24 protein-coding genes, 5 tRNA genes and 1 pseudogene are annotated in these 26,659 nt (G+C 59.6%); 6 read left to right on the top strand and 24 right to left on the bottom strand.

Annotation, left to right across the window (positions count from 1 at the left end):
* Positions 1–276 precede the first annotated feature (276 nt).
* The 7 genes from SERRSCBI_RS03915 to alaS form a co-directional block, all read right to left on the bottom strand.
* Positions 277–353, bottom strand: a tRNA-Arg gene (locus tag SERRSCBI_RS03915).
* Between the two features lie 75 nt (positions 354–428).
* A tRNA-Arg gene (locus SERRSCBI_RS03910) sits at positions 429–505 on the bottom strand.
* Positions 506–557: 52 nt separating this feature from the next.
* Positions 558–634 (bottom strand) — tRNA-Arg (locus SERRSCBI_RS03905).
* A gap of 61 nt (positions 635–695) precedes the next feature.
* Positions 696–772: transfer RNA gene (locus SERRSCBI_RS03900), tRNA-Arg, on the bottom strand.
* 3 nt (positions 773–775) lie between these two features.
* Positions 776–868, bottom strand: a tRNA-Ser gene (locus SERRSCBI_RS03895).
* Between the two features lie 310 nt (positions 869–1,178).
* Positions 1,179–1,364 carry a carbon storage regulator CsrA gene (gene csrA / locus SERRSCBI_RS03890; protein WP_004091602.1) on the bottom strand — a complete coding sequence of 62 codons (186 nt, stop codon included), beginning with the start codon at positions 1,362–1,364 and terminating at the stop codon, positions 1,179–1,181.
* Positions 1,365–1,616: 252 nt separating this feature from the next.
* Complete coding sequence (gene alaS, locus SERRSCBI_RS03885; RefSeq protein ID WP_042783714.1) at positions 1,617–4,244, bottom strand: alanine--tRNA ligase; 2,628 nt, start codon at positions 4,242–4,244, stop codon at positions 1,617–1,619.
* Here alaS and SERRSCBI_RS24885 point away from each other — a divergent pair.
* On the top strand, positions 4,194–4,337 hold the full coding sequence (locus SERRSCBI_RS24885) for a hypothetical protein (protein WP_162180460.1): 144 nt from the start codon (positions 4,194–4,196) through the stop codon (positions 4,335–4,337). The two genes, alaS and SERRSCBI_RS24885, sit on opposite strands and share 51 nt — an antisense overlap.
* A gap of 40 nt (positions 4,338–4,377) precedes the next feature.
* Here SERRSCBI_RS24885 and recX read toward each other — a convergent pair whose 3' ends face one another.
* The 3 genes from recX to pncC all read right to left on the bottom strand — a co-directional run bounded on the left by recX (position 4,378) and on the right by pncC (position 6,618).
* Complete coding sequence (gene recX / locus SERRSCBI_RS03880; protein WP_042783713.1) at positions 4,378–4,893, bottom strand: recombination regulator RecX; 516 nt, start codon at positions 4,891–4,893, stop codon at positions 4,378–4,380.
* A gap of 60 nt (positions 4,894–4,953) precedes the next feature.
* Entirely contained in the window at positions 4,954–6,018 is a 1,065-nt protein-coding gene (gene recA, locus SERRSCBI_RS03875; protein ID WP_004932541.1) for a recombinase RecA, read from the bottom strand.
* 111 nt (positions 6,019–6,129) lie between these two features.
* Positions 6,130–6,618 (bottom strand): nicotinamide-nucleotide amidase, encoded by a 489-nt coding sequence (gene pncC, locus SERRSCBI_RS03870; protein ID WP_042783712.1) that lies wholly within the window; start codon positions 6,616–6,618, stop codon positions 6,130–6,132.
* A 243-nt stretch (positions 6,619–6,861) separates the two neighbouring features.
* Between pncC and SERRSCBI_RS03865 the strand changes: the two genes are divergently transcribed.
* Positions 6,862–8,241 carry an MFS transporter gene (locus tag SERRSCBI_RS03865; protein ID WP_033641904.1) on the top strand — a complete coding sequence of 460 codons (1,380 nt, stop codon included), beginning with the start codon at positions 6,862–6,864 and terminating at the stop codon, positions 8,239–8,241.
* 9 nt (positions 8,242–8,250) lie between these two features.
* Here the strand turns inward: SERRSCBI_RS03865 and chbG are convergent, their stop codons facing one another.
* From chbG to SERRSCBI_RS03835, 6 genes and pseudogenes are all read right to left on the bottom strand, one after another.
* Positions 8,251–9,012: a chitin disaccharide deacetylase gene (chbG, locus tag SERRSCBI_RS03860; protein WP_042783711.1), complete on the bottom strand. Its 762-nt coding sequence runs from the start codon at positions 9,010–9,012 to the stop codon at positions 8,251–8,253.
* Positions 9,013–9,160: 148 nt separating this feature from the next.
* Complete coding sequence (gene chbR, locus SERRSCBI_RS03855) at positions 9,161–10,009, bottom strand: transcriptional regulator ChbR (protein ID WP_042783710.1); 849 nt, start codon at positions 10,007–10,009, stop codon at positions 9,161–9,163.
* Positions 10,010–10,024: 15 nt separating this feature from the next.
* The gene (locus tag SERRSCBI_RS03850; protein ID WP_042783709.1) at positions 10,025–11,410 is read right to left on the bottom strand and encodes a glycoside hydrolase family 1 protein; all 1,386 of its coding nucleotides are present in this window, start codon (positions 11,408–11,410) and stop codon (positions 10,025–10,027) included.
* Between the two features lie 43 nt (positions 11,411–11,453).
* Positions 11,454–12,815 (bottom strand): PTS N,N'-diacetylchitobiose transporter subunit IIC, encoded by a 1,362-nt coding sequence (gene chbC / locus SERRSCBI_RS03845; protein WP_033641899.1) that lies wholly within the window; start codon positions 12,813–12,815, stop codon positions 11,454–11,456.
* Between the two features lie 12 nt (positions 12,816–12,827).
* Positions 12,828–13,144, bottom strand: a pseudogene (locus tag SERRSCBI_RS03840) (PTS sugar transporter subunit IIB).
* A 416-nt stretch (positions 13,145–13,560) separates the two neighbouring features.
* On the bottom strand, positions 13,561–14,454 hold the full coding sequence (locus SERRSCBI_RS03835; RefSeq protein ID WP_042783708.1) for a LysR family transcriptional regulator: 894 nt from the start codon (positions 14,452–14,454) through the stop codon (positions 13,561–13,563).
* Positions 14,455–14,560: 106 nt separating this feature from the next.
* Here SERRSCBI_RS03835 and SERRSCBI_RS03830 point away from each other — a divergent pair, with 106 nt between their 5' ends.
* From SERRSCBI_RS03830 to mutS, 4 genes are all read left to right on the top strand, one after another.
* Positions 14,561–15,361, top strand: coding sequence for an SDR family NAD(P)-dependent oxidoreductase (locus SERRSCBI_RS03830; protein ID WP_049866646.1), 801 nt, complete (start codon positions 14,561–14,563; stop codon positions 15,359–15,361).
* A 12-nt stretch (positions 15,362–15,373) separates the two neighbouring features.
* Positions 15,374–16,345: an aldo/keto reductase gene (locus SERRSCBI_RS03825; RefSeq protein WP_042783707.1), complete on the top strand. Its 972-nt coding sequence runs from the start codon at positions 15,374–15,376 to the stop codon at positions 16,343–16,345.
* A gap of 30 nt (positions 16,346–16,375) precedes the next feature.
* A complete protein-coding gene (locus SERRSCBI_RS03820) occupies positions 16,376–17,368 on the top strand; it encodes a hypothetical protein (RefSeq protein WP_230079616.1) in 993 nt (330 codons plus the stop codon).
* Between the two features lie 309 nt (positions 17,369–17,677).
* Positions 17,678–20,233 (top strand): DNA mismatch repair protein MutS, encoded by a 2,556-nt coding sequence (gene mutS / locus SERRSCBI_RS03815; RefSeq protein ID WP_042785640.1) that lies wholly within the window; start codon positions 17,678–17,680, stop codon positions 20,231–20,233.
* An 80-nt stretch (positions 20,234–20,313) separates the two neighbouring features.
* On the opposite strand, the gene rpoS is transcribed toward mutS, so the two are convergent.
* The 8 genes from rpoS to ftsB all read right to left on the bottom strand — a co-directional run bounded on the left by rpoS (position 20,314) and on the right by ftsB (position 26,619).
* The gene (rpoS, locus tag SERRSCBI_RS03810; protein WP_019455119.1) at positions 20,314–21,312 is read right to left on the bottom strand and encodes an RNA polymerase sigma factor RpoS; all 999 of its coding nucleotides are present in this window, start codon (positions 21,310–21,312) and stop codon (positions 20,314–20,316) included.
* A 54-nt stretch (positions 21,313–21,366) separates the two neighbouring features.
* Positions 21,367–22,365 carry a murein hydrolase activator NlpD gene (gene nlpD, locus SERRSCBI_RS03805; protein ID WP_033641891.1) on the bottom strand — a complete coding sequence of 333 codons (999 nt, stop codon included), beginning with the start codon at positions 22,363–22,365 and terminating at the stop codon, positions 21,367–21,369.
* Positions 22,366–22,690: 325 nt separating this feature from the next.
* Positions 22,691–23,317, bottom strand: a complete 627-nt coding sequence (locus SERRSCBI_RS03800) for a protein-L-isoaspartate(D-aspartate) O-methyltransferase (protein WP_004932585.1) — start codon at positions 23,315–23,317, stop codon at positions 22,691–22,693.
* Entirely contained in the window at positions 23,311–24,072 is a 762-nt protein-coding gene (gene surE / locus SERRSCBI_RS03795; RefSeq protein WP_042783706.1) for a 5'/3'-nucleotidase SurE, read from the bottom strand. Before surE ends, SERRSCBI_RS03800 begins: the two co-directional genes overlap by 7 nt.
* Entirely contained in the window at positions 24,053–25,099 is a 1,047-nt protein-coding gene (gene truD, locus SERRSCBI_RS03790; protein ID WP_042783705.1) for a tRNA pseudouridine(13) synthase TruD, read from the bottom strand. Before truD ends, surE begins: the two co-directional genes overlap by 20 nt.
* Positions 25,100–25,103: 4 nt before the next feature.
* Complete coding sequence (ispF, locus tag SERRSCBI_RS03785) at positions 25,104–25,577, bottom strand: 2-C-methyl-D-erythritol 2,4-cyclodiphosphate synthase (RefSeq protein WP_004932594.1); 474 nt, start codon at positions 25,575–25,577, stop codon at positions 25,104–25,106.
* Between the two features lie 10 nt (positions 25,578–25,587).
* Entirely contained in the window at positions 25,588–26,295 is a 708-nt protein-coding gene (ispD, locus tag SERRSCBI_RS03780; protein WP_042783704.1) for a 2-C-methyl-D-erythritol 4-phosphate cytidylyltransferase, read from the bottom strand.
* 3 nt (positions 26,296–26,298) lie between these two features.
* Positions 26,299–26,619, bottom strand: a complete 321-nt coding sequence (ftsB, locus tag SERRSCBI_RS03775) for a cell division protein FtsB (protein ID WP_016929043.1) — start codon at positions 26,617–26,619, stop codon at positions 26,299–26,301.
* Positions 26,620–26,659: the final 40 nt, after the last annotated feature.

Here is a 26,659-nt window from a genome sequence, read left to right as displayed (position 1 = left end):
CGTAAAGCCGTTGGGTTGTCGCTGACTGCGTCATAGCGGAATGTGCTGTGATCGACCGGATGCAAAGAAGGAAAGGGGTGAAGAGAGAATGGCTAAATGCTGAAAAGCGAAAAACCCGCCAAAGCGGGTTTCTCTTAGATGGTGCATCCGGGAGGATGATTCGGCGCCAACGCCTCACCCTGCGGGCCGTTGCTTAAGCAACGTTATCCTCCCTGGTAACACTTTCTTTTTACCACCCGCATGACGATTTCTCTTCACGATACGGGAGGTTAAACATGGTGCATCCGGGAGGATTCGAACCTCCGACCGCTCGGTTCGTAGCCGAGTACTCTATCCAGCTGAGCTACGGATGCATGACTGTTTTTGCCGCTTGCCTGTTTCACGAATAACAGAAAAGCAAAAACCCGCTAAGGCGGGCTTCTCTTAGATGGTGCATCCGGGAGGATTCGAACCTCCGACCGCTCGGTTCGTAGCCGAGTACTCTATCCAGCTGAGCTACGGATGCATTACTATTTTTACCGCGTGCCGGCTTTGCTAATAAAGCCAGACTTGAATAATGGTGCATCCGGGAGGATTCGAACCTCCGACCGCTCGGTTCGTAGCCGAGTACTCTATCCAGCTGAGCTACGGATGCACAGGAATTCTTTTTTGATACCGTATGGTACGTTGTTACTACCCCACCATACTGCAAAATATGGTGCATCCGGGAGGATTCGAACCTCCGACCGCTCGGTTCGTAGCCGAGTACTCTATCCAGCTGAGCTACGGATGCAAATGGCGGTGAGGCGGGGATTCGAACCCCGGATGCAGCTTTTGACCGCATACTCCCTTAGCAGGGGAGCGCCTTCAGCCTCTCGGCCACCTCACCATACGCTTCTTTCGAATTGTGCCTAACTTGCTTTGGAGAAGCTCATCGGCACTGCGTGGCGCACATATTACTTTCTCCGACTTTTAAGTCAAACAATTTTTCCCAACTCATGCGCGTTTGCACAATTCACACCCAACATGGGCGATTTCACGGCAAAAAGGGCGTTTTATCAACAGGCAACCGCAACGTCTGCAGCAATAAAGCAGGAAACTAACCGGGAAAATAATCACGAAAAAGAGAGGGGAGAACGAAAGAAGTGGGTAAAACGATGCAGTAGCGTCTCGTCTGGCAACGAGACGCTGCTTCGGAATCAGTAAGTCGTCTGCTGAGACTTCTCTGCCTGAATGCGCTGATAGATTTCTTCACGGTGAACTGAAACCTCTTTGGGGGCGTTCACACCAATACGCACCTGGTTGCCTTTTACCCCTAGCACAGTGACCGTAACCTCATCGCCAATCATGAGGGTTTCACCAACTCGACGAGTCAGAATTAACATTCTTTGCTCCTTGAAAGATTAAAAGAGTCGGGTCTCTCAGTTTCCCCGTCATTATCCATCATATGTGGTGAAAACGTAAGCCGCGCAATCCACAATAAGTGTAAGCAGACTTGGTCCCACCTCAGATAATGGTAAGTTTAGCCGACCAGAAAAACTTTGTTCCCGCAATTGTAACTAAATTGTGTTAGCACAGTATGAAAACGCCATAATCAACAAAGTATTATGGCGTTTGTCCGTGCTATTTATTTATGTTCACAGCTTTGAGGCCACCCAGGCTTCTACGCTGTTTAACGCCGCTGGCAGGGCGTTGATATCCGTCCCCCCCGCCATCGCCATATCAGGGCGACCACCGCCCTTGCCGCCGACCTGCTGCGCCACGTTGCCGATCAACTCGCCGGCTTTCACGCGGTCAGTCAGATCCTTGGTCACGCCTGCGACCAGGCTGACTTTGTCATCAGCCGTCGTCGCCAACACGATAATGGCCGAACCCAATTGATTTTTCAGGTCATCCACCATGGTGCGCAGCATTTTGGCTTCGACATTGTCCAACTGGCTGACCAACAGCTTCACGCCGTTAACCACTTTCGCCTGGCTGGACAGCGACGCGCTTTCCTGCGCCGCCTGCTGATCTTTCAGTTGCTGCAGTTCTTTTTCCAGCACGCGCGTGCGATCGAGCACCGAGCGCACTTTATCGGTCAGGTTGTTGCTGTCGCCCTTCACCAATTGAGCAACGTCTTGCAACAAATCGCTTTGCTGATGCAGCGTAGCGATAGCGCCAGCGCCGGTCACCGCTTCAATACGGCGGATACCCGCCGCGGTGCCCGATTCGCTCAGAATGCGGAACAGGCCGATATCACCGGTGCGGCTGGCGTGGGTGCCGCCGCACAGCTCGGTGGAGAAGTCGCCCATGGTCAGCACGCGCACGTTGTCGTCGTACTTCTCGCCGAACAGCGCCATCGCCCCCTTCTCTTTGGCATCTTCCAACGCCATCAGCTCGGTCTGCACCGGCAGGTTACGACGCACCTGCTGGTTAACCAGATCTTCCACCGCGCGAATTTGTTCCGGCTTCATCGCTTCAAAATGCGAGAAGTCGAAGCGCAGGTATTTGTCGTTAACCAGAGAGCCTTTCTGCGCAACGTGCTCGCCCAACGTTTGGCGCAGCGCGGCGTGCAGCAGGTGGGTCGCGGAGTGGTTCAGACGGATGCTGTTGCGGCGCTCGGCGTCGATCTGCGCATCCACGCGATCGTTCAGCTTCAGCGAACCTTGCGCCAGCTTGCCTTGATGGCCGATAGCCTGACCGTATTTCTGGGTGTCGTTGACCACAAACTCGGCGCCGGCGGCTTTCAGCACGCCTTTATCGCCGACCTGGCCGCCGGATTCACCGTAGAACGGCGTCTCGTCCAGCACCACCACCGCCTCTTCGCCGGCGTTGATCTGCTCGACCGGCTGGCCGTCACGGAACAGCGCGATGACCGTCGCCTGCTGCTCGTCGTGATCGTAGCCGCTGAACTGGCTGCTGCCGTCCACGCGGATCAGGCTGTTGTAGTCGGCGCCGAAGCCGCTGGATTCGCGCGCGCGGCGACGCTGTGCTTCCATCGCTTCTTCAAAGCCCGCTTCGTCGACTTTCAGACCGCGTTCGCGGCAGACGTCAGCGGTCAGATCCACCGGGAAACCGTAGGTATCGTACAGACGGAAAGCGGTTTCGCCGTCCAGGGTATCGCCCTGCAGCTTGGCCAGCTCTTCGTCCAACAGCGCCAGGCCACGCTCCAGCGTGCGGGCAAACTGCTCCTCTTCGGTTTTCAGCACCTGTTCCACCAGCGATTGCTGGCGTTTCAGCTCGTCGGCCGCCGGACCCATCACTTCGATCAGCGGCGCCACCAGCTTGTAGAAGAAGGTGTCTTTCGCGCCCAGCATGTTGCCATGGCGGATCGCGCGACGAATGATGCGGCGCAGCACGTAGCCGCGGTTTTCGTTAGACGGGATCACGCCGTCCGACACAAGGAAGGCGCAGGAACGAATGTGGTCGGCGATAACGCGCAGGGATTTGTTATCCAGATCGGTCGCGCCGGTCACTTTCGCCACGGCGGCGATCAGGGTGCGGAACAGGTCGATCTCATAGTTGGAGTTCACATGCTGCAACACCGCCGCGATACGCTCCAGACCCATACCGGTATCCACCGAAGGTTTCGGCAGCGGCAGCATGGTGCCGTCGGACTGGCGGTTGAACTGCATGAAAACGATGTTCCAGATCTCGATGTAGCGGTCGCCGTCTTCTTCCGGGCTGCCCGGAGGGCCGCCCCAGATGTGATCGCCGTGATCGTAGAAAATCTCGGTGCACGGGCCGCATGGGCCGGTATCACCCATCTGCCAGAAGTTATCTGAAGCGAAAGGCGCGCCCTTGTTATCGCCGATGCGGATAATGCGCTCGGCCGGTACGCCGATTTGCTTCTGCCAGATGTCGAATGCTTCGTCATCGGTTTCATACACGGTGACCCACAGTCTCTCTTTCGGCAGGTTGAACCAGTTTTCACCGGTCAGCAGTTCCCACGCGTAGCTGATAGCATCGTGCTTGAAGTAATCGCCGAAGCTGAAGTTGCCCAGCATTTCAAAGAAGGTGTGGTGACGAGCGGTATAACCGACGTTTTCCAGGTCGTTATGCTTGCCGCCTGCGCGCACGCAGCGCTGCGAGGTGGTGGCGCGGGAATAGGCGCGTTTGTCGAGCCCCAGGAAAACATCCTTAAATTGGTTCATGCCGGCATTGGTAAACAGCAATGTCGGATCATTGTTAGGCACCAGGGAGCTGCTTGCTACAACCTGATGACCCTTACTATGAAAGAAATCGAGAAACGCTTGACGGATCTCAGCGGTGCTCTTGCTCATAATTTTCCTGGAAAGGCTAGAATAACGACACGTGAGCCGGTGGCGCGTCATCCCGACGATGACAACCAGCTCACGAACAAAAAGTGGGGATAAGATAAATTTTCTTCAGAGGGAAGTAAAACCCCGTGTGCGCTCATTGCGCAAAATCACGGTAAATTGACTGAATTTCTTCTTGGAAGAAGCCGCGATAGAGCAGATAACGCTGCACTTTGGCTTTCTCTTTCCAGTCGGTTGGCAACGCATCGCCAAATTTTCGCTGCGCCACCTGTTTCGCCTGTTCGCACCAGTCGATATCGCATTCCGCCAACGCGTCCTGCACCAGCGCTTTATCCACGCCCTTTTGCATCAGTTCGCTGCGGATGCGCTGCGCGCCATAACCTTTGCGGCTGCGGCTGCCGATGTAGCTGTGGGCGAAACGCTTATCGTCCAGCCAGTTGTGCTGGTAACAGTAGACGATAACCTGCTCGATCAGCGCGGGATCTACCGGCTCTTCGGCTACCGGCGGCGGCGATGTCGGCGCATGCGGCCCCTTGCCGCCAAACCGGGCTTTCGCCACAAACGGCTGCGCCGCAAGTTTGCGGCGCAGTTCAGCTTCACTATGATCGCGTTGCGACAGCAGGCGCATGGCGCGGCTTAGCAAGTCATTCATCATTCAAGCCTGAATTCAGGGGATGTGCGCCACATAAACGGCGGCGCACATCTTCAGCGATTAAAACTGCTCGCTGGTTTCCGCTTCGTCATCTTCGAAGTCGTCACCGGAGGCAGCCACCAGCTCACCGCCGCTGTGCAGCAGCAGGTCGCGCAGTTTCTTATCCAGCTCGGCGGCGATAGCCGGGTTTTCTTTCAGGAAGTTACAGGCGTTCGCCTTGCCCTGACCGATCTTCTCGCCGTTATAGCTGTACCAGGCGCCGGCTTTTTCGATCATCTTGTGCTTCACGCCCAGATCGACCAGCTCGCCACGGCTGTTGATGCCTTCGCCGTACATGATTTGGAACTCAGCCTGTTTGAACGGCGCAGCGATTTTGTTCTTCACCACTTTCACGCGGGTTTCGCTGCCCACCACTTCGTCGCCCTCTTTGATGGCACCGATACGACGGATATCCAGACGCACCGAAGCATAGAACTTCAGAGCGTTACCACCGGTAGTGGTTTCCGGGTTGCCGAACATCACACCAATTTTCATACGGATCTGGTTGATGAAGATCAGCAGGGTATTGGCATTTTTCAGGTTGCCGGCCAGCTTACGCATCGCCTGGCTCATCATGCGCGCCGCCAACCCCATGTGCGAATCGCCGATTTCACCTTCGATTTCCGCCTTCGGCGTCAACGCCGCCACGGAATCGACGATGATGACGTCAACCGCGCCGGAGCGGGTCAGCGCATCACAGATTTCCAGAGCCTGCTCGCCGGTGTCCGGCTGGGAGCACAGCAGGTTGTCGATATCGACGCCCAGCTTCTTCGCATAGATAGGATCCAGCGCGTGCTCGGCATCGATGAACGCACAGGTTTTGCCTTCGCGCTGCGCGGCGGCGATCACCTGCAGCGTCAGGGTGGTTTTACCGGACGATTCCGGACCGTAGATTTCGACGATGCGGCCCATCGGCAGGCCGCCGGCGCCCAGAGCGATATCGAGTGACAGTGAGCCGGTGGAGATGGTTTCCACGTCCATGGAGCGGTCTTCACCCAGGCGCATGATGGAGCCTTTGCCGAACTGTTTCTCAATCTGGCCCAGTGCCGCAGCTAACGCCTTTTGCTTGTTCTCATCAATAGCCATTTTTGCTCCTTCGTTTCGCAATGCCGGTGTTACCCCACACTGCCACTGAATGTATGTTGTGCAGGAAATGTCACTAATTATACTGTATGGTCATACAGTATCAAGCCTAATTTACAAAAATTCGTCGATGGCGGTTTGCAGCGCGAAAATCGTCGCCTGCAGCCGCACCGCATCGCGGTCGCCCTCGAATTGCATCTTGCGCGACAGCCCCCGGCCATCGCTGCCGGCGAAGCCGAACCACACGGTGCCGACCGGCTTTTCCGCGCTGCCGCCGTCCGGGCCGGCGATGCCGCTCACCGACAGCGCCAGATCGGCCTGCGCCGCCCGCAGCGCCCCTATGGCCATCTCGCGCACCACCTCTTCGCTGACCGCGCCATGCGCCGCCAACGTCGCTTCGCTCACCCCCAGCAGGTCATGCTTCGCCGCATTGCTGTAGGTCACGAATCCGCGATCAAAATAGGCGGAGCTGCCCGCGACATCGGTAATGGCCTTGGCGATGCCGCCGCCGGTGCAGGATTCCGCGCAGGTGATCCAGCGGCCCTGCGCCTTCAGTTTTTCCCCTGCCAGCACGCTGAGCCGGCGCAGTTGGTTTTGACTCATAACCCCTCCCTCGCGAATTCAGGTATATGCGCCCGATAGTAACATTTATCAAGGCGGCGCGGCGGCTGGCGCGCAGAAATGCGCAGCGCCTCGCAGGAGGTGCGGTTTTAAGCGCCCGGCCAAGCTGCTAGTATCAAAAGAAGCGCCCCATCGAGCGGCGGCGCACCAGCACAAGGAACATCACGGAGGCGGCACGCTGCGGCGGCGGCCTCAGGGCGCACCAGAAGAGATTAGGATGATAGAGTGAAAAAAACGTTGGGCGTATTTTTGCCGTTGTACACCACCACCCTGCTGCTGCTGTTGGGCTCAGGCCTGCTCACTACCTACGTCTCGCTGCGGCTGACCTCCATTCACGTCAGCAGCGCGCTGATCGGCGCCATCATCGCCGCCAACTACATCGGGCTGGTGATCGGCGGCAAGGTCGGCCACTTTCTCATCGCCCGCGTCGGGCATATCCGCGCCTACGTGGCCTGCGCCGGCATCATCACCGCCGCGGTGCTGGGCCACGGCCTGACGGAGTTCATTCCCGCCTGGGTCGCGCTGCGCCTGGTGATCGGCCTATGCATGATGTGTCAGTACATGGTGCTGGAGAGCTGGTTGAACGACCAGGCGGAATCCAACCAGCGCGGCATGGTGTTCGGCTTCTATATGGCGGCGACCTATCTCGGCATGTCGCTGGGCCAGATCGTGCTGATGCTGCAAAGCAATCTGGGCATCGCCACGCTGCTGGTGATCGCGCTGTGCTTCGCGCTCTGTCTGGTGCCGATCGCTCTGACTACCCGCACCAATGCGCGCCACATGTCGCCGGCGCCGATGGAACTGCGTTATTTTGTCGGCGCCATTCCCAAGGTACTGGCCACCACGCTGGTGATCGGCATGGTCGTGGGCTCGTTTTACGGGCTGGCGCCGGTCTACGCCAGCCTGCAGTCCTTAACCACTCAGCAAACCGGCCTGTTCATGGCGCTCTCCATCTTCGCCGGGCTGGTGGCGCAATTCCCGCTCAGTTGGCTGTCGGATCGCTATAACCGCCCCTTGCTGATGCGCCTCAACGCCATTCTGCTGATCGTGGCGGCGCTGCCGCTGGCGCTGCTGCCGCACATCGATTTTCCGCTGCTGCTGGCGGTAGGATTCGTCGTCAGCATGCTGCAGTTTACGCTCTACCCGCTCGCGGTGGCGCTGGCCAACGATCTGATCGAGCCGGAGCGCCGCGTCTCGCTGGCCGCCTGTCTGCTGATGGCGTTCGGCGTCGGCGCCAGCATCGGGCCGTTGGCGGTCGGCGCGCTGATCGAGCCGCTTGGCGGCAATATTCTGTACGCCTTCTTCGCCCTGTGCGGCGTGCTGCTGGCGGCCCTGAGCCGGACGGCCAAAGCAGAGGAACCGCAGCTGGCGCAGGACGCGCCGGTGCCGCATATTGCGCTGCCGGACAGTCTCGCCAGCTCGCCGCTGTCACCGGCGCTCAATCCAACCTTCGATGAGCAGATCATTCACGACACCATGCCGCCGCCGGAAGCGGCGCCCGATGTCGAGGAGCCGCAGCCCGAAGAACAGGAAGCGGAACCCTCAGCTCAGGGGGCGGATCCGGAAGAAGACACCGGTCTGAAAAAGGCGCACGCCATGCTGTAAATGGCTGCGTTACAGATCCCGGAAAGAGCCCAGCAGAAAACCGCGTTCGGCGATCGCCGCTTTCAGCGTCGGCGCGGTCAACACATCCAGCTCGGCGAGGCGCGGATGGCAATATTGGCTCTGCAGGATCGTCGCGTCGAGAAAGGCCGGGTGGCACATCATTTCCAGTGACTCGGCGCCCTGCTCGTCGGCGCGCACCAACCTTTGCAGGAACAACGTTTCGGAAATCGTCTCACCGTAGAATCCCGCGTCGAAAGCGTCCGTGCTGTAGGGGGCATGCAGCGTGATGCCACGCCGTTTCGCCTCTTCGCGATCGATGCGCAGCGGCAGACCCTGCGCTTGCGCGAACGCCTCCACCAGCGGATAAATTTGCGGCTGCATATGCACATGGTGATGGCTGTCAATGTGCGTTGGCGGCCTGCCGAACAGCGTCACAAACCGCGCGAACTGGCGCTGCAGCTCCTCGTGAATTTCGTCCAGCGACAGCTCGCCGGCCTCGGCGCGGCGCCACAGCCATTTGCCCAGTTCGCCATGTTCGTTGACCAACGAAGGCATGGCGCCCAGCGGCTTGCCATGGGTCAAAACGAAATGCAGCCCGATCGGCAATCCGGGATATTGCCGGCTGAGCGCTGCAGCATGCTCCGCGCCGCCGCCGTTCACCATCGCCGTGGTGGAGGAAACGACGCCATGCTGATACGCCTCGATAACGCCATAGTTCTGCCCTTTGCTCAGACCGAAATCGTCGGCATTCACGATCAGTAGTTTTTCCATTGTGGCTCCCGCGGGATGAATTTTTGGCAAGGGAGGGCCGACCGACCGGCGCGGCATTCCCCTTCGCTAAGATATAAATCAAATGATTAACCGACCGGCGCCCTGAAGCTCATCGGCATATCGGCGTTGATACTGATCGGGAGCGGCCCTAAAGAGGGCCGTAACACTTTTTTCGGTAGTTGCCTGGGGTCACGTCGGTGAGCCGCTTGAAGTTTTTAATGAACAGACTGACGTCGCCATAGCCGGAATCAAAGGCGATATCGGAAACCGAATAGTTGGTGACCTCCAGCTGCGTCTTGGCGAAGTTGATGCGGATCTCATTGATCACCTGCATCGGCGTTTTATGGTAGTAACGCCGCATCGCCCGGGTCAGGTACTCCTGGGTTTTCCCCGACAGCGCCACCATGTTCGCCAACGCCTTTTCGCCGAACATCGCCTTGTCATGCATGCCGGCCAGAGTGTTCTTCAGCCACTGCGGGATATCATCGCCGCCGTCGTTTTCTTCTTTATAATGTCGGATGCGGCTGATCACGTAGAAGGTCAATGTTTCGAGGAATTCGGCGAAGTCGTCCTCACGAAACTGCGGGGAACTCACCACCGATTCGATATAGGCCAAAAACTCGCTTCTCAGGCTGTAGGCCTGCGAGGCGACAAAACAACGCGGCAGCTGTTGCAAGTAATGCTCTTCAAAGAACGCTTTGCTGACCGCCACGTTGAAGATTTTCGTCGCGCCGAACTCGTAAAAGCTCTGGTGGTAAGAGCCGATGGGGATAAAGACGAAATCCCCGCGTTCCAGCAGCACCCGCTTGCCGTTGATCTCCTGATAGCATTTGCCGCTCAGCACGATGGTGAATTCGTAATAGTCGTGCTGATGCAGCCCGGTGGCGCTTTCCACCTTGTTATAGATAAACAGGTGAAAGTCTTTGCAGTTAAAGAAATCCTGCTCGCGAATCAGCTTCACGTCGTTCGCACTCAGCGAAATTGGGTTATCGGACACGGCGCCGGCCTCCCGTTAGTCAAATCCGTTGCGTCTGGCCGCCTCGGCAAACCAGTAACCGCTTTTTTTAATGGTGCGCCGCTGATCCGCCCGATCCAGCCGCACCAGCCCATAACGATTCTTGTAGGCGTTCAGCCAGGACCAGCAGTCGATAAAGGTCCACAGATGATAGCCTTTGCACTGCGAGCCTTCCGCCAGCGCGCGGTGCAGCCACTTCAGGTGCTCGCGAATAAAGTCGATGCGGTAATCGTCCTCCACCCGTCCATCGGCGCCGATAAACGCCTCTTCGCCCTCGACGCCCATGCCATTTTCCGAAATATAACAGGGCAGATTGCCGTAGTTCTCTTTCAGATCCATCAGGATGTCGTACAGCCCCTTCTCGTAGATCTCCCAGCCGCGGTGCGGATTGATTTTGCGGCCCGGCATTGCATAGTAACTGAACAAGTCCTCCGGCAGCGCGATCGGCTCCCCGGCGCGGCGCCCCGCTTTCGCCTGTACCCTGCGCGGCTGGTAGTAGTTGACGCCGAGGATATCCACCACGCCGCCTTCGATCAGCTGCGCGTCCTGCGGTTCGCAGTAGGGCATCAGCCCATGTCGCTCCAACAGGTGCAGCAATGCGGCCGGGTAACGCCCTTTGGCGACCGGATCGAGGAAACTGCGGTTGAGCAGCAGATCGGCGTCGTGTGCGGCCTGCCGATCCTCCGGCGCGTCGGAGCGCGGATAGGTCGGGCTCAGATTCAGAATGATGCCGATGCTCCCCGGCAGCCTCCGCGCTCTGAAACGCTGCACCGCCATGGCGTGCGCCAGTACGCTGTGATACGCCACGGTGACCGCCCGTTTGAAGTCCACCACGCAAGGGTAGTGCAGGTCATTCAGGTAACCGGCTTCCACCGGCACGATCGGCTCGTTGAAGGTGAACCAGTGGGTGACCCGATCGCCAAACAGGCCGAAACAGGTATCGGCGTAACGCGCATAGGCTTCGACCACCGCCCGGCTTTCCCAGCCGCCGCGCTGTTGCATGCACAGCGGCATATCGAAGTGATAGAGATTGATAAACGGGGTGATGCCCTGCGCCAGCAGCTCGTCGATCATCGCGTTATAGAACGCCACCGCCTGCGGGTTCACTTCACCGTCGCCGTCCGGGATCAGCCGCGACCACGAGATCGAGGTTCTGAAAGTATTATGGCCCAGCGTTTTGAGCAGCCCGATATCGGTGCGGAAATGGTCATAAAAGGTCGAGGCCTCGGCCGGCCCCACCCGATCGTGAAAGCGCTCGGGCGCGATCTCGTACCAATAGTCGAAGATGTTGCGGCTCTTGCCATCGCGCGCGGCCGCCCCTTCAGACTGCGGCGCGGAGGTGGCGCTGCCCCACCAAAACCCGTCGGCAAATTGATATTCCATATTCGCGTCCCTCGCGGGGCGAGCGCGCCGCCCCGTCCCACAGTTAGAATTTCAGCGCCTTGGCGATGTCTTCTTCGCTTTCCGTCGCCGCGTCGATCTGGCTTTGCGCCTTGTTGGAAATCGCCACGAACGGCAGATAAATCACGGTGGCGACCGCCAGGTTGAACAAGCTCAGCAACAGGGCCATGATGCTGCCGTTGGTGTTGAAGAACGCTCCCAGGCCGACCGGCATGGTCCAGGGGGCGATGTTGGTGATCGGCGGGATCAGCCCGGAGTAGTAAGCCAGCGAGGTGATGAGGGTCAGCACCGGCTGCACCAGGATGAACGGAATGAACATCACCGGGTTCATGATCACCGGCAAACCGAACAGGATCGGTTCGTTGATCTGGAAAATGCCGGATGGCGTCGCCAGTTTGGCGACCTGGCGGTAATCTTCGCGGCGCGAGGCGATGAAGATGGCGATGATCAGGCCCAGCGTCGAACCGGTGCCGCCGAGGTAAATATAAGAGTCGACGAACGGTTTCGCCCACATGTGGAACTCTTTGCCGGCGGCCACCGCCGCCTCGACTGAACCGTATTTGTTGTACAGCTCCACGTTTTCCAGCGCGAACGGCGTCATGATGCCGCTGTCCAGCGCCGCCAGCGCCATGGAACCGTGTACCCCAAAGAACCACAGCAGCGAAGAGAAAAGCACGTATACCCAGCCCACCACGCTGCCCATCTTGGCCAGCGGTGCCGAAATGCCGTCCATGATGATCTGGTGGAAGTTAGTGCCCCAGTGCGCCAGCGCGAACGCCACCAGCCCCATGATGGAGAGGATGATGAAGCCGGGGATCAGCGCCGAAAAGGAGCGCGACACCGAAGCCGGCACGCTGTCCGGCAGGCTGATCACCCAGTTGCGCCGCACGATGAAGGCAAACATCTCAGCCACCGCCAGCCCGATCACCATACCGGAAATGATGTTGGCGCCGCCCAGCCAATTGGCGCCCACCGCATAGGCCTCGCCGACGTTGAACGGCGTGACGGTCATGAAGGCCGCCACCGCCAGCAGCGCTGAAGCGAGCGGATCGACCTTGCGCTCTTCGGCCAGCGCCATGCTGATAAAGAACGGCGTCATCAGGGACATGATCCCCAACGTACCGTTGTAAACGCTGCCGCCAATACTCTTCAGGCTATTGAGCGTCTCGATGGTGGAGGCGTCCAATCGCACGCCCAGCGAATAGAAGAACGATCCCTCGCCAAAGCTCAGGAACACGTTGTTGATCAACACGAACATCGCCCCGGTCAAGGTCAGCGGCATCAGGCGGATAAAGCCGTTTTTGATGGCGTTGACGTGGGGCTGCTTACCGATTTTTACGGCGAAAGGCAGGATAACCTTCTCGAGCGAGGCAATGAGGGTATTCACGGCGGCCTCCTGTTATTGGTTGGCTTTCTTGATGGCGGCCACCGCGGCCTTCAGCACGCCCAGCCCATCGACCTTGCCGTACAGCAGCGGATCGATGACTTCAACAGGTTTATTGGGCAACTGTTTCTGCACTTCCGGCAGGGTGTAGGCGATCTGCGGCCCCAGCAGGATCAGATCCGCTTCAACCCCTTCTCCGCGGCCAGCGCTTCCGGATAGGCGGCGATGATCACCGGCACTTCATATTTTTCGGCCTGCGCCTTCATTTTTGATACCAACAGGGAAGTGGACATACCGGCAGAACAAAACAGATAGATTTTTTTCTTTTCCATACCAAGCACCTCAGATAATCAAAAAACCCGGTGTTATTTGTATGCCAGATGCAATCACGATTGCTTCACGCACATTCCTTATGAAAATTTCCGTCACGTTGCCCTGGTTACAGACAGTATACGGAGCATGAAAAAAGGATCGGTAAGCCAGAAGGAGACAGAACCGTCTCTCATTGACCTGATGGATTGACCCTCTTCACATTTCGCACAAAAAAATAGTGTGACCGGGCTCTCAAACAACCGATAAAAACTCAGAATATTCGTAATAAATAATCAAATAGCAATTATAAACAGCAAGTTATAAACTCGCTGGGAATTTAAGGGTTTATTTGCGTCTGAACAAACGGCGAGGGAATAAAAATAGTTCAAGCTTGATTCGCCTGCTGCCATCCGAACGCGATGGCAGGTGAAGAGGATTACGTGGGCAGACGCAGCAACTCAATCACCGTGGCTAGCGCCACGGAATGGTTTCTGCGGTTGGGGTAATAGAGGTAAAAACCGGGAAACGGCGCGCACCAATCGGCCAGCACCCGCCGCAGCCGTCCGCTCGCCAGATATTCTTCCACCTCCTGCTCGATGGCAAAAGCGATGCCGACGTTCGCCAGCGCCGCCTGCACCATCATCCTGCCGTCATCGAGTATCAATGGGCTGTTAACCGCCACGGAAAATCGCTGCTCCCCCTGCTGAAAAGCCCATTTGTAGCGCTCGCCTGAAGAAGCTTTGCGCCAACCGATGCAGCGATGCTGCAGTAAATCCTGCGGGTGCGTCGGTTCACCGTGCCGTTGAAAGTAATCCGGCGTGGCGACGATGGCAAAACGCAGATCCGGCGTCAGGCGCACCGCGCGCATATCGTTGTGCAGATCCTCGCCGAGCCGGATGCCGGCGTCAAAGCCCTGCTCGACGATGTTGGCGAACCCCTCGTCCGCCACCACTTCCAGCGTAATGCCGGGGTATTCGCTGGCCAGCCGTCCCAGATGCGGCACGATGGCGAGATCGATCGCCGAACGCGGCGCGTTGATGCGCACCAGGCCGCGTGGCCCTTCGCGAAACGCATTCAGGCTCTCCAGCGCGGCGTCGATGTCGGTAAAAGCCGGCACCAGCTGCGCCAGCAGATGCTCTCCGGCCTCCGTCGGCGAGACGTTGCGGGTGGTGCGGTTCAGCAGGCGAATGCCCACCTGCGCTTCAAGTTCGCGCAGGGTGTGGGTCAGCGTCGGCGGCGTCACGCCCAATCGGGCGGCGGCGCGGCGGAAGCTGCGTTCACTGGCGATAGCCACGAAGGCCGCCAGGCCGGACAGTTCGGGTTTCTTCATGCTATTGATATAAATTATCTAATAGTGAGATGAATTTTTAGCGGATAGTTATCCACCATCTAACAACATAGCATTGCGATCGAACCCATTACCAGGTATCGATGCGATGATTAATGCTACAGCTCCAACCCATGAAACGCCGCGCCGTCTGGCGGGCAAAGTCGTACTGGTGAGCGGCGGCGGCACCGGCATCGGCCGCGCCGCCGCGCTGGCCTATGCCCGCGAAGGCGCCAACGTGGCGCTGGCCGGCCGGCGCGCGGCGGAGATCGAAGCCACGGCGCGCGATATCGCGCTGGCTGGCGGCGATGCCCTGCCCATCGTGACCGACGTCTCCCAAGAAGACGATATCCGCCGGCTGCTCGCCGCGGTGACCGCCCACTACGGCCGGCTCGACGTCGCTTTCAACAACGCCGGCATCATCGGCAACTTCGCCCCCATCACCGAACAGAGCAGCGAGGATTTTGACCGGGTGATTGCCATTAACCTCAGAGGCGTCTGGCTGGCGATGAAATACGAGATTGAAACCTTCCTGGCTCAGCGGTCGGGCGGCGTGATCATCAACACCTCCTCCTGGCTGACCCACGGCGCGCTGGCCGGCTCATCCAGCTACTCCGCCAGCAAAGGGGCGCTCGATGCGATGATCCGCGCGGTGGCGCTCGAATACAGCGGCCAGGGCATCCGCGTCAACAACATCAACCCCGGCATCATCGACACGCCGATGGCACGCGGCAGCGTGGCCGACAGCGCGGCGTTCGCGCCCTTTATCGCCCATACGCCCGCCGGCCGCCTGGGCGAATCGGAAGACATCGGCGATGTGGCGCTGTGGTTGGCGACGGACGAGGCCCGCTTCATCACCGGCCAAAGCCTGCTGGTGGACGGCGGTTACACCATCGCCGGCATGCGCTGAGGAGACGATGCCATGAACTACGTTCGGCTTGGCGACAGCGGCCTGAAAGTGTCTCGTCTCTGCCTGGGCTGCATGACCTATGGCGATCCGGCCTGGCGCCCCTGGGTGCTGAAGGAAGATGAAGCGCGCCCCTTTATCCGCGAAGCGCTGGAAGCGGGCATCAATTTTTTCGATACCGCCAACATTTACTCCGGCGGAGAAAGCGAGCGCATTCTCGGCCGCGCCCTGAAGGCGTTCGCCCGCCGCGAAGACGTGGTGATCGCCACCAAGGCCTACTTTCCGATGGACGCGCAGCCGAACAGCCGAGGGCTGTCGCGCAAGCACCTGCTGCACAGCGTCGACGCCTCTTTGCAGCGGTTGGGGACGGATTACCTCGATCTGTTTGTGCTGCACCGCTTCGACACCGAAACGCCGATCGAAGAAACCGCCGACACCCTCGACGGCCTGGTACGGGCGGGCAAGATCCGCTATCTAGGCGCCTCCTCGCTGCACGCCTGGCGCCTGATGAAAATGCTGGCCTTTCAGCGTCAGCACCGCCTGGCGCCGTTTATTTCGCTGCAAAGCCAATACAACCTGGTGACGCGTGAAGATGAAGAGGAGCTGATCCCGCTGTGCCTGGAGGAGGGGCTCAGCCTGACGCCCTGGTCGCCGCTGGCTCGCGGCGTGCTGGCCGGTTCCGGCAACGCCGGCACGCTGCGCGCCGCCACCGACGAACAGGCGCCCCGTTGGTACGGCGGCAGAAACGAAGTGGAACGCACCGTCGCAGCGGTAGCGGAGGTGGCGGCCGCGCGCGGCGTTCCATCGGCGCAGATCGCGCTGGCCTGGCTGCTGGCCAAACCCGGCGTGGCGTCACCGCTGGTGGGCATGTCCAAGCCGCACCATCTGCAGGATGCGCTGGCGGCGCTCAATCTCAGCTTATCGCCGCAAGACGTGGCCGCGCTGGAGGCGCCGATGGCGCACGCTGCCCGCCCCGATCGCTGGTAGCCCCTTTTCCGTCCTTCCAGGAGAGAAGACATGTCATATGCGCTTACCGCGCGAGCAGCGTTGTTCACCCTCGCCGCCGCGCTCCCCCTGACCACTCCGGCGCAGGCCGCCGCCAATACCCACTGCGCCGAAAGCAGCATGACGCTGCCGCCCGGCGCGCTTTATCCCAACGGCATCGCCCGCGCGGCGGACGGCACGCTGTATGTCGGCCTGATCACCAGCGGCAACGTGCTGCGCAAGCGGCCGGGTAAAGCGTGGGAAACCTTTTTCCCTGGCGCTGACACGGTGTTCGCCTCAAACGCGCTGCGGCTGGACGAACGGCGCGGGTTGCTATGGGGCAATTCGCCGGACTTCCTTTCCGGCGGCAAATCGCGCGCCAACCGCATCTATGCGCTGAACGTCGCCGATGGCACGCTCAACCGCAGCCTGGCGCTGCCGACGGGGGAAATGGGCAACGATATCGTGCTCGGCGCAGACGGCACGGTGTACGTGACAGAAACCCGAGGCGGCGGCATCCTGCGCTTGCGGCCGGGCGAAGCGGCATTCAGTACGCTGTTTCAGGATGCGCGGTTGGCGGCTCCGAGCGGGCTGGGCGCGGCCGGGATCGTGCTGCTCGACGATCGGCTGATGGCTGTCGCCAATTTCGGCACCGGTAAGCTTTACACTCTCAGCTATCACGATCCAAAGCCGCAGCTGACGGAAATGCAGCTGCCGCGCCTGATTGAAAACCCGGACGGAATGGGATTGGCGCCGGACGGCGCATTGATCGTGCTGGAGAACGGGATCCAGAGCGGCCAAGGGCGGATCCTGCGGATCGCGTTGCCAAAAGCGACCGGCATGCATCGGATTGAGGTCTTGCGCGAAGGCATGGAGTCGCCGGTCAACCTGACTATCACCCCACAAGGCTGCGCCTTCGTCAGCGAGTCGCGCATCCGCCACCGCCTGCTGCCCGGCCATGAAACCGAAGTGCCCGACAGCTTCCGCATCTATCAACTGCCCTTGCCTCTCACCGCCGCGCAATAACCTCTACGCCGCCTCAGCGGGCGGCCACTTGCGTTGTTGCCCGCAGGCGAACAACAATCTCGCCGCGTTACAAACCCGCCTTGCGCAGCGCTTCCCATTTTTACCTGTGACAGCCGATTGCCCGCTGGGCTAGTATAAGCGTCTGTGCAAACCTCAGGTTTGAGTGCGCCGTTTGGCGTTTTGATGATTTGATTTGCGCCGCCCGCCAAGCGCTGAGTGGGGCGACGCCTGCTGAAACAATGTGATAGCGAATGACGACAATGAAAATCACAGTTCCCTTTACATTCAATGGATTGGAAAAATAATCGCATGAATAGCACCGATAAACTCGATTCGCACACGCCGATGATGCAGCAGTACCTGCGCCTCAAGGCCCAGCATCCTGAAATCCTGCTGTTCTACCGCATGGGCGACTTCTACGAGCTGTTTTACGACGACGCCAAGCGCGCTTCCCAACTGCTGGATATCTCGCTGACCAAACGCGGCGCCTCGGCGGGCGAGCCGATCCCGATGGCCGGCGTGCCGCACCACGCGGTGGAGAACTACCTGGCCAAGCTGGTTCAACTCGGCGAATCCGTCGCCATCTGTGAACAGATCGGCGATCCGGCCACCAGTAAAGGGCCGGTCGAGCGCAAAGTGGTACGCATCGTCACCCCCGGCACCATCACCGACGAAGCGCTGCTGCAAGAGCGCCAGGACAACCTGCTGGCGGCGATCTGGCAGGATGCGCGCGGCTTCGGTTACGCCACGCTGGACGTGAGCTCCGGCCGCTTCCGCGTCGCCGAGCCGCAGGATCTAGAGACCATGGCCGCCGAGCTGCAGCGCACCAATCCGGCCGAGCTGCTCTACCCGGAAACCTTCGAACAAATGGCGCTGATCGAGCAGCGCCACGGCCTGCGCCGCCGTCCGCTGTGGGAATTCGAACTGGAGACCGCACGCCAACAACTCAACCTGCAGTTCGGCACCCGCGATTTGACCGGCTTCGGCGTCGAGCAGGCGCATCAGGCGCTGCGCGCCGCCGGCTGTCTGTTGCAGTACGTGAAAGATACCCAGCGCACTTCGCTGCCGCACATTCGCGGCATCACCATGGAGCGTCAGCAGGACGGCATCATCATGGACGCCGCCACCCGCCGCAACCTGGAGCTGACGCAGAGCCTGTCCGGCGGCAGCGACAACACGCTGGCGGCGATCCTCGATCGCACAGTCACGCCGATGGGCAGCCGCATGCTGAAACGCTGGCTGCACATGCCGACCCGAGACATCAAGGTGCTGACCGCCCGCCAGCAGGCGATCGGCGCATTGCAGGAACGGTTCGCCGATCTGCAGCCTTCGCTGCGCCAGGTGGGCGATCAGGAGCGAATTTTGGCGCGCCTGGCGCTGCGCACCGCGCGGCCACGCGATCTGGCCCGCATGCGTCATGCTTTCCAGCAACTGCCGGACATCCGCGCGGTGCTGCAAGATGTGGATACGCCGCATGTGCAGCAACTGCTATCTCAGGTAGGCCAGTTCGACGAGCTGCGCGAACTGCTGGAACGCGCGATCGTTGAATCGCCGCCGGTGCTGGTGCGCGACGGCGGCGTGATCGCCCCCGGTTACAACAGCGAGCTGGACGAGTGGCGCGCGCTGGCCGACGGCGCCAGCGACTACCTCGATCGGCTGGAGATCCGCGAGCGTGAAAAGCTGGGGCTGGATACGCTCAAAGTCGGCTTCAACGGCGTACACGGCTACTACATTCAGGTGAGCCGCGGCCAGAGCCACCTGGTGCCGATCCACTATGTACGTCGCCAGACGCTGAAAAACGCCGAGCGCTACATCATCCCGGAATTGAAAGAGTACGAAGACAAGGTACTCACCTCCAAGGGCAAAGCGCTGGCGATAGAGAAAAGCCTGTACGACGAGCTGTTCGATCTGCTGCTGCCACACCTAGCGGAACTGCAGCAAAGCGCCGCCGCGCTGGCCGAGCTGGACGTGCTGGCCAACCTGGCCGAGCGCGCCGACACCCTGAACTACGCCTGCCCGGTCATGAGCGACCAGCCGGGGATCCGCATTACCGAAGGCCGCCACCCGGTGGTGGAGCAGGTGCTGAGCGAACCGTTTATCTCCAACCCGCTCTCCCTGTCGCCACAGCGCCGCATGCTGATCATCACCGGCCCTAACATGGGCGGTAAAAGCACCTATATGCGGCAAACGGCGCTGATTGTGCTGATGGCGCACATCGGCAGCTACGTTCCGGCGGCCAAAGCCACCATCGGCCCGGTGGATCGCATCTTCACCCGCGTCGGCGCGGCGGACGATCTGGCTTCCGGCCGTTCCACCTTCATGGTGGAGATGACCGAAACCGCCAATATTCTTCACAACGCCACCGAGCACAGCCTGGTGTTGATGGATGAAATCGGCCGTGGCACCTCCACCTACGACGGCCTGTCGCTGGCCTGGGCCTGCGCCGAGAACCTGGCCAACCGCATCAAAGCGATGACGCTGTTCGCCACCCACTACTTCGAGCTGACGACGCTGCCGGAAAAAATGGAAGGCGTGGTCAACGTGCATCTGGACGCGCTTGAGCACGGCGACACCATCGCTTTTATGCACAGCGTGCAGGACGGTGCCGCCAGCAAAAGCTATGGCCTGGCGGTCGCCGCGCTAGCCGGCGTGCCGCGCGACGTCATCAAGCGCGCCCGCCAAAAGCTGCGCGAGCTGGAATCCATCTCCAGCCACACCGCGTCGGGCAGCGTCGATGCCACCCAGATGACGCTGTTGCAGGAAGATACTTCGCCGGCAGTAGAAGCCCTGGAGGCGCTGGATCCGGATTCCCTGTCGCCGCGCCAGGCGCTGGAATGGATCTACCGGCTGAAAAATATGGTGTAGTCAGACGTCAAACGCGGGCATAAAAAAACGGTAGAGCATCATGCTCACCGTTTTTATTTGATGCGGTTCAACAACCGGCGTTATTCGCGGAACAGCGCCTCAATGCTCAGGCCCTGCATCTGCAGAATCTCACGCAGGCGACGCAGACCTTCAACCTGAATCTGACGGACGCGTTCACGCGTCAGGCCAATCTCCCGGCCCACGTCTTCCAGCGTCGCCGCTTCATAGCCCAGCAGGCCGAAACGACGCGCCAACACTTCACGCTGTTTGGCGTTCAGTTCGAACAGCCATTTGACGATGCTTTGCTTCATATCGTCGTCTTGCGTGGTGTCTTCAGGCCCGTTGTCCTTCTCGTCGGCCAGAATGTCCAGCAGCGCTTTCTCCGAATCCCCGCCCAGCGGCGTATCCACCGAGGTGATGCGCTCATTCAGGCGCAGCATGCGGCTGACGTCATCCACCGGCTTGTCGAGTTGCTCGGCAATCTCTTCAGCGCTCGGTTCATGATCCAGTTTATGGGAAAGCTCGCGCGCGGTGCGCAGATAAACATTCAGTTCTTTGACGATATGGATAGGCAAACGAATGGTGCGGGTTTGGTTCATGATCGCCCGTTCAATCGTCTGACGGATCCACCAGGTTGCGTAAGTGGAGAAACGGAAACCGCGTTCCGGGTCGAATTTTTCCACCGCGCGGATCAGACCGAGGTTACCCTCTTCGATCAGATCCAGCAGCGCCAGACCGCGGTTGCTGTAGCGGCGGGCGATTTTCACCACCAGCCGCAGGTTGCTTTCAATCATGCGACGGCGGGACGGCACGTCACCGCGCAGAGCACGCCGCGCAAAATAGACCTCTTCCTCTGCGGTCAACAGAGGTGAATAACCGATCTCACCCAGATAGAGCTGCGTCGCATCCAATACGCGTTGCGTAACGCCTTGAGACAACAGCTCTTCTTCCGCTAAATCGTTCTCGCTGGCCTCTTCTTCTACCAGCGCTTTTTCATCAAACGACTCAGCCTCAGCTCCATTCTCGTCGAAATCCGCATCATCATGTAACTCGTTAACTTTCAGCGTATTTTGGCTCATATGCTGCTCCTACCCGTGATACCGCGAGCAGAATCTCAGCGTATTCTGCCCAATCTATCGCTGCGGAAGATAACGCAGCGGGTTTACGGATTTCCCCTTGTAACGAATTTCAAAATGCAAACGTACTGAACTGGTACCGGAGCTACCCATGGTGGCTATTTTTTGACCCGCCTTCACTTCTTGTTGTTCCCGGACCAGCATTGTGTCGTTATGAGCGTAGGCGCTCAGGTAATCATCATTATGTTTGATGATGATTAGATTACCGTAACCCCGTAAAGCGTTGCCTGCATACACTACGCGACCATCGGCGGTAGCGAAGATAGGCTGCCCACGGGAACCGGCGATATCGACGCCCTTATTCCCACCTTCTGATGAGGAAAAGTTATCAATAATCTTGCCATCAGTCGGCCATCTCCAGGTACTGACCGGAGCGCTGTTGCTGACGGTGCTGCTCACTGGTGGAGCGGCTTCCGGTGCGGTAACAGGCGCAGTCGCGGTCCCAACCGCTGCGGCGCCCGCTGCAGGTAACATCTTACCTACATTCTGTTTACCCGAGTTTTCAGAATACGCGTTAGTTGATTGAGAATCAACCGTTGCCGTCTGGATCTGGGTGCTGGAAGGTGGCTTCGGAACACCGCCTTTGGTCGCGTCAGTCGTCGCCAGCATACCGCCGCCGCCATTGGCAGAACCATTACCAAGTTGAATGGTTTGGCCAACATTCAGGCTGTAAGGCTCGGGAATATTGTTGCGCTGCGCCAGGTCGCGGAAATCGTTGCCGGTGATCCAGGCGATGTAAAACAGCGTATCACCGCGCTTGACCGTATAGGTGTCGCCGCCGCTGTAGCTCCCTTTAGGGATAGCGTTATAACTGCGGTTATAGACAATGCGGCCCTCTGGGCTGGCCTGCTGCGCTCCGCCATTATTATTGCCGGATGGAACGGCGCCGCCGCCGCCCACGCTGCTGATAGGGGCTGACGTCGAGGCCGTGTTTGTACAACCCGCCAACCACAAACTTACCATCGTACACACCGCAACCCGGCGTAACGTAATCATTGGGCTTCCCGTGCTCATGCTTCCCCCATGACAGCAATATCAGTGATATATCCAAAATACCCTTTACATCGTAGCCGAGCTTTTGCCACTTCCCAGTTTCTGCGATGTAAAGGCGCCGCCGGCCGATCCCTGAACGCCAGGTCATCTCCCGCCGGAGCATCAAAACGCGCGCCAATGCTAACCACATTGGCGTCACCGCACCATAAGACAACTACGTAGAAAGGCCAATTCTAGTGAAAATTAGCCTGATTGGAACGAGAAAACCTTATCCGCACGTGATGAAAGTGCAACAGATTTTTCAGACGGTCGAAAAATCAGACAATCGCTAGGCCAATTCGCCTTTCACCAGCGGCACAAAGCGCACCGCCTCTACCGCGTCGACCACGAAATCGTTGCCATGGCGCTGAATGCGTTTGAGGGTTTGGGCCTGCTCGCCCACCGGCAACACCAAAATGCCGCCGTCGTCCAACTGCTCAACCAGCGCCTGCGGGATCTCCGGCGGCGCGGCAGTGACGATGATCGCATCGAACGGGCCGCGCGACGCCCAGCCCTGCCAGCCGTCGCCGTGGCGAGTGGAAACATTATGAAGGTCGAGCTGCTTCAGGCGGCGCTTGGCCTGCCACTGCAGCCCCTTGATGCGCTCGACGGAACAAACGTGTTGCACCAGATGCGCCAGGATGGCGGTTTGATAACCGGAACCGGTGCCGATCTCAAGCACCCGTGAAGTAGGCTTCAGATTCAGCAGCTCGGTCATCCGCGCCACCATATAAGGCTGAGAAATAGTCTGGCCGGAACCGATCGGTAATGCAGTGTTTTCGTAGGCTTTATGATCCAGCGCTTCGTCGACAAAACGCTCGCGCGGCACCGCTTCGATCGCTCGCAGCAGCTTTTCGTCCCGGATCCCTTGCTGACGCAGCTGCGTCAGCAATGTTTGCATACGCTTGTTCACCATTCCCCGCTAACCTCTGCCTTGGTTAACCATGTTTTCACGACTTCCTGCGCCGCGTAGGCGGTCAGATCCACCTGTAGCGGCGTGATCGCCACATAGCCTTGTTCCACCGCCGCAAAGTCGGTATCCGGCCCGACATCAAATTTATCACCAGGCGGCCCGATCCAGTAGAGATTTTGTCCACGCGGATCCTGCTGACAGAAGACCTTATCGGCGGGATGGCGGCTGCCACAGCGAGTGACGCGCAGGCCTTTGATCTCCGCCAGCGGCAAATCCGGCACGTTGATATTCAGGATTTTTCCGGTGCGTAACGGTTCACGCTGCAGCGCACGCAAGATGCGGCAGGTAATGGCTGCTGCGGTCGCGTAGTGTTGGTGACCGTTCAGCGACACCGCCAGCGCGGGCAGCCCCAGGTGCCGGCCCTCCATCGCCGCCGCGACGGTGCCGGAATAGATGACGTCATCGCCTAAATTCGGTCCGGCGTTAATGCCGGAGACCACGATATCCGGCGCAGGGCGCATCAATGCGTTGACGCCAAGATAAACGCAGTCGGTCGGCGTCCCCTGCAGCACCGCGATATCGCCGTTGACCAGCGTCTGCGTGCGCAGCGGCGACTCCAGCGTCAGGGCATTGGAAGAACCGCTGCGGTTACGATCCGGCGCCACGACCTGCACCTCGGCAAACTCCCGCAGCGCCGCCGCCAGCACCTGAATGCCTGGGGCGCTGACGCCGTCATCGTTACTCAGCAATATCCGCATCACTGTTATCCTGCTGCATGATTTCGCGAACCACGCTGGTAGCAAAGCTGCCTGCCGGCAACCAGAAGCGCAGTTCCACGGTAACGTCATCCCACCAGTTCCACTGCAAATTTTGCGGCTGCAACAGCAGGGCCCGGCGAGCGGGTTCGACACGCTCGCGCTTTAAAAGCGTAAGCAATTCCGGTTGTTCCGCCAAGCATTGTTGTTCAAAAGCCAAGGCTTGGCCGGCGGTGCCTGGCTCTCCGTCGCCCGGCAAGGAAGCCGTGATCGCCAGCTCGCCGGCATCCAGCCGCTGTTGCAACGTCTCCAGCTCATCGGCTTTGGCGACGAACCAGCTACCGCGGCCGCTCAACTGCAGGGCATCCCCCTCCAGCACGGTGCGCTGCAGGCCGTCGGCCAGGCGCCGGCCGGCTATCAGATTGAACAGCGCACTGCGGCTGGCGGAAAGGTAGAAGCTGCGCTTGCTGCGCTCTTTAACGCGGATTTCGTCGTTCGCCCAGCGGCGCGCCATCACCAGATTGTTGCCACCGCGGCCGAAGCGTTGGCTGCCGAAATAGTTTGGCACGCCCTGCGCGGCGATAGCCTGCAGGCGGCGCTCAACGTCCTGACGATCGGAAATCTGGCGCAGCACCAGCGTAAAGTGGTTGCCCTTCAGATTGCCGATGCGCATTTTGCGCAGGTGGCGGGCGAACGAGAGCACCTCGCAGCCTTCCAGCGCAAACTGTGAGAAATCCGGCGTGTCTTTGCCCGGCATATGCAGGCAGAACCACTGTTCGGTCACCGCGTGGCGATCCTTCAAGCCCGCATAGCTGACGGAACGGGCGTGAATACCGGCAAAGCGCGCCAGATAGTCGGCCACGAACTGGGTATTGCAGCCGTTTTTACGGATGTTCACCAGCACATGCTCGCCTTCGCCGTCCGGCGCAAAGCCCAGGTCTTCCACCACCACGAAGTCTTCCGGATTGGCTTTCAACACCCCGGTGCTCTGCGGCCGGCCATGCAGCCAGGTCAGATTCGCCATATCCATGCGGTTATTCCTTGATCAGCAAGGCGACCGCTTCGCAGGCGATGCCCTCGCCGCGCCCGGTGAAGCCGAGCTGCTCGGTGGTCGTGGCCTTCACGTTGACGTCATCCATATGACACTGCAGATCTTCCGCCAGGAAGACGCGCATCTGCGGGATGTGCGGCGCCATTTTCGGCGCCTGGGCAATAATCGTGATGTCGAGGTTGCCGAGGCGGTACCCTTTGGCGCGGATGCGCTTCCAGGCTTCGCGCAGCAGCTCGCGGCTGTCCGCGCCCTTAAAGGCCGGATCGGTATCGGGGAACAGCTTGCCGATATCGCCCAGCGCCGCCGCGCCCAGCAAGGCGTCGGTCGCGGCATGCAGCGCAACGTCGCCGTCGGAGTGGGCCAACAAGCCTTTGTCGTAAGGGATGCGAACACCGCCGATCACCAACGGGCCTTCGCCGCCGAATTTATGTACGTCAAAACCGTGACCGATACGCATGGTGCGCTCCTTAATTGTCCAACTGAGTCAAATAGAACGCCGCCAGCGCCAAATCCTCCGGCCGCGTTACTTTAATGTTATCCGCCCGGCCGGCGATCAGCAGCGGATGATAACCGCAATGCTCCAGCGCCGAGGCTTCGTCGGTGACGTTTGCGCCTTCATCCAGCGCGCGCTGCAGGCACTCCTTGAGCAGCGGCAGCGGAAACAGCTGCGGCGTCAGCGCATGCCACAGATCCTGCCGTTCAACGGTGTGGGCGATGGTGTCGCGGCCGGGTTCGGCGCGCTTCATGGTGTCGCGCACCGGCGCGGCGAGAATGCCGCCCACCTTGCTGTGTGCGGTGATCGCCAACAGGCGCTCGAGATCGTCGGCGTGCAGACAGGGGCGCGCAGCGTCGTGCACCAGCACCCAGTCCGCATCACCCGCGAGCTTCAGCCCGGCCATCACCGAATCGGCGCGCTGTTTGCCGCCCTCAGTGACGGTCACCCGCGGATCCTGAGCGATGGGCAGCCGTTCGAACTGACGATCTTCCGGGCCGATAGCCACGATCACCCGTTCAATGCGCGGGTGACGCAACAGGGCATGGATAGCGTGTTCGACGATGCTGTGCCGGCCGATGGTTAAATATTGCTTCGGGCATTCCGCCTGCATGCGGCTGCCGATACCGGCAGCGGGCAGGACGGCAATCACCGAGGGAAAGGTGCCTGCGGAGTGATTCATGCGTTATTTTTGTGCGTTATTTTGCGAGGAAGACGCCGCGTTGCGTCTGGATTGGTCAGGAACCAGACGATAGAAAGTCTCACCGGGCTTGATCATGCCCAGCTCATTACGCGCTCGCTCTTCGATCGCTTCCTGACCGCCGTTCAAATCATCGATTTCGGCAAACAGCTGATCGTTACGCGCTTTCAACTTCGCGTTGTTGCCCTGTTGGACCGCAACGTCTTCATTGACCCGCACGTAATCGTGAATACCATTTTTGCCCAGCCACAGTGAATACTGTAACCAACCGAGCAATGCCAGCAATAGCAGCGTAAGTTTTCCCATCTCCGCCCCCTGAAAAACCGACCAATCATCCCACAACTTC

Source organism: Serratia sp. SCBI, from assembly GCF_000747565.1.
GTDB lineage: Bacteria > Pseudomonadota > Gammaproteobacteria > Enterobacterales > Enterobacteriaceae > Serratia > Serratia ureilytica.
This window is presented reverse-complemented; position numbering and strand designations above follow the sequence as displayed.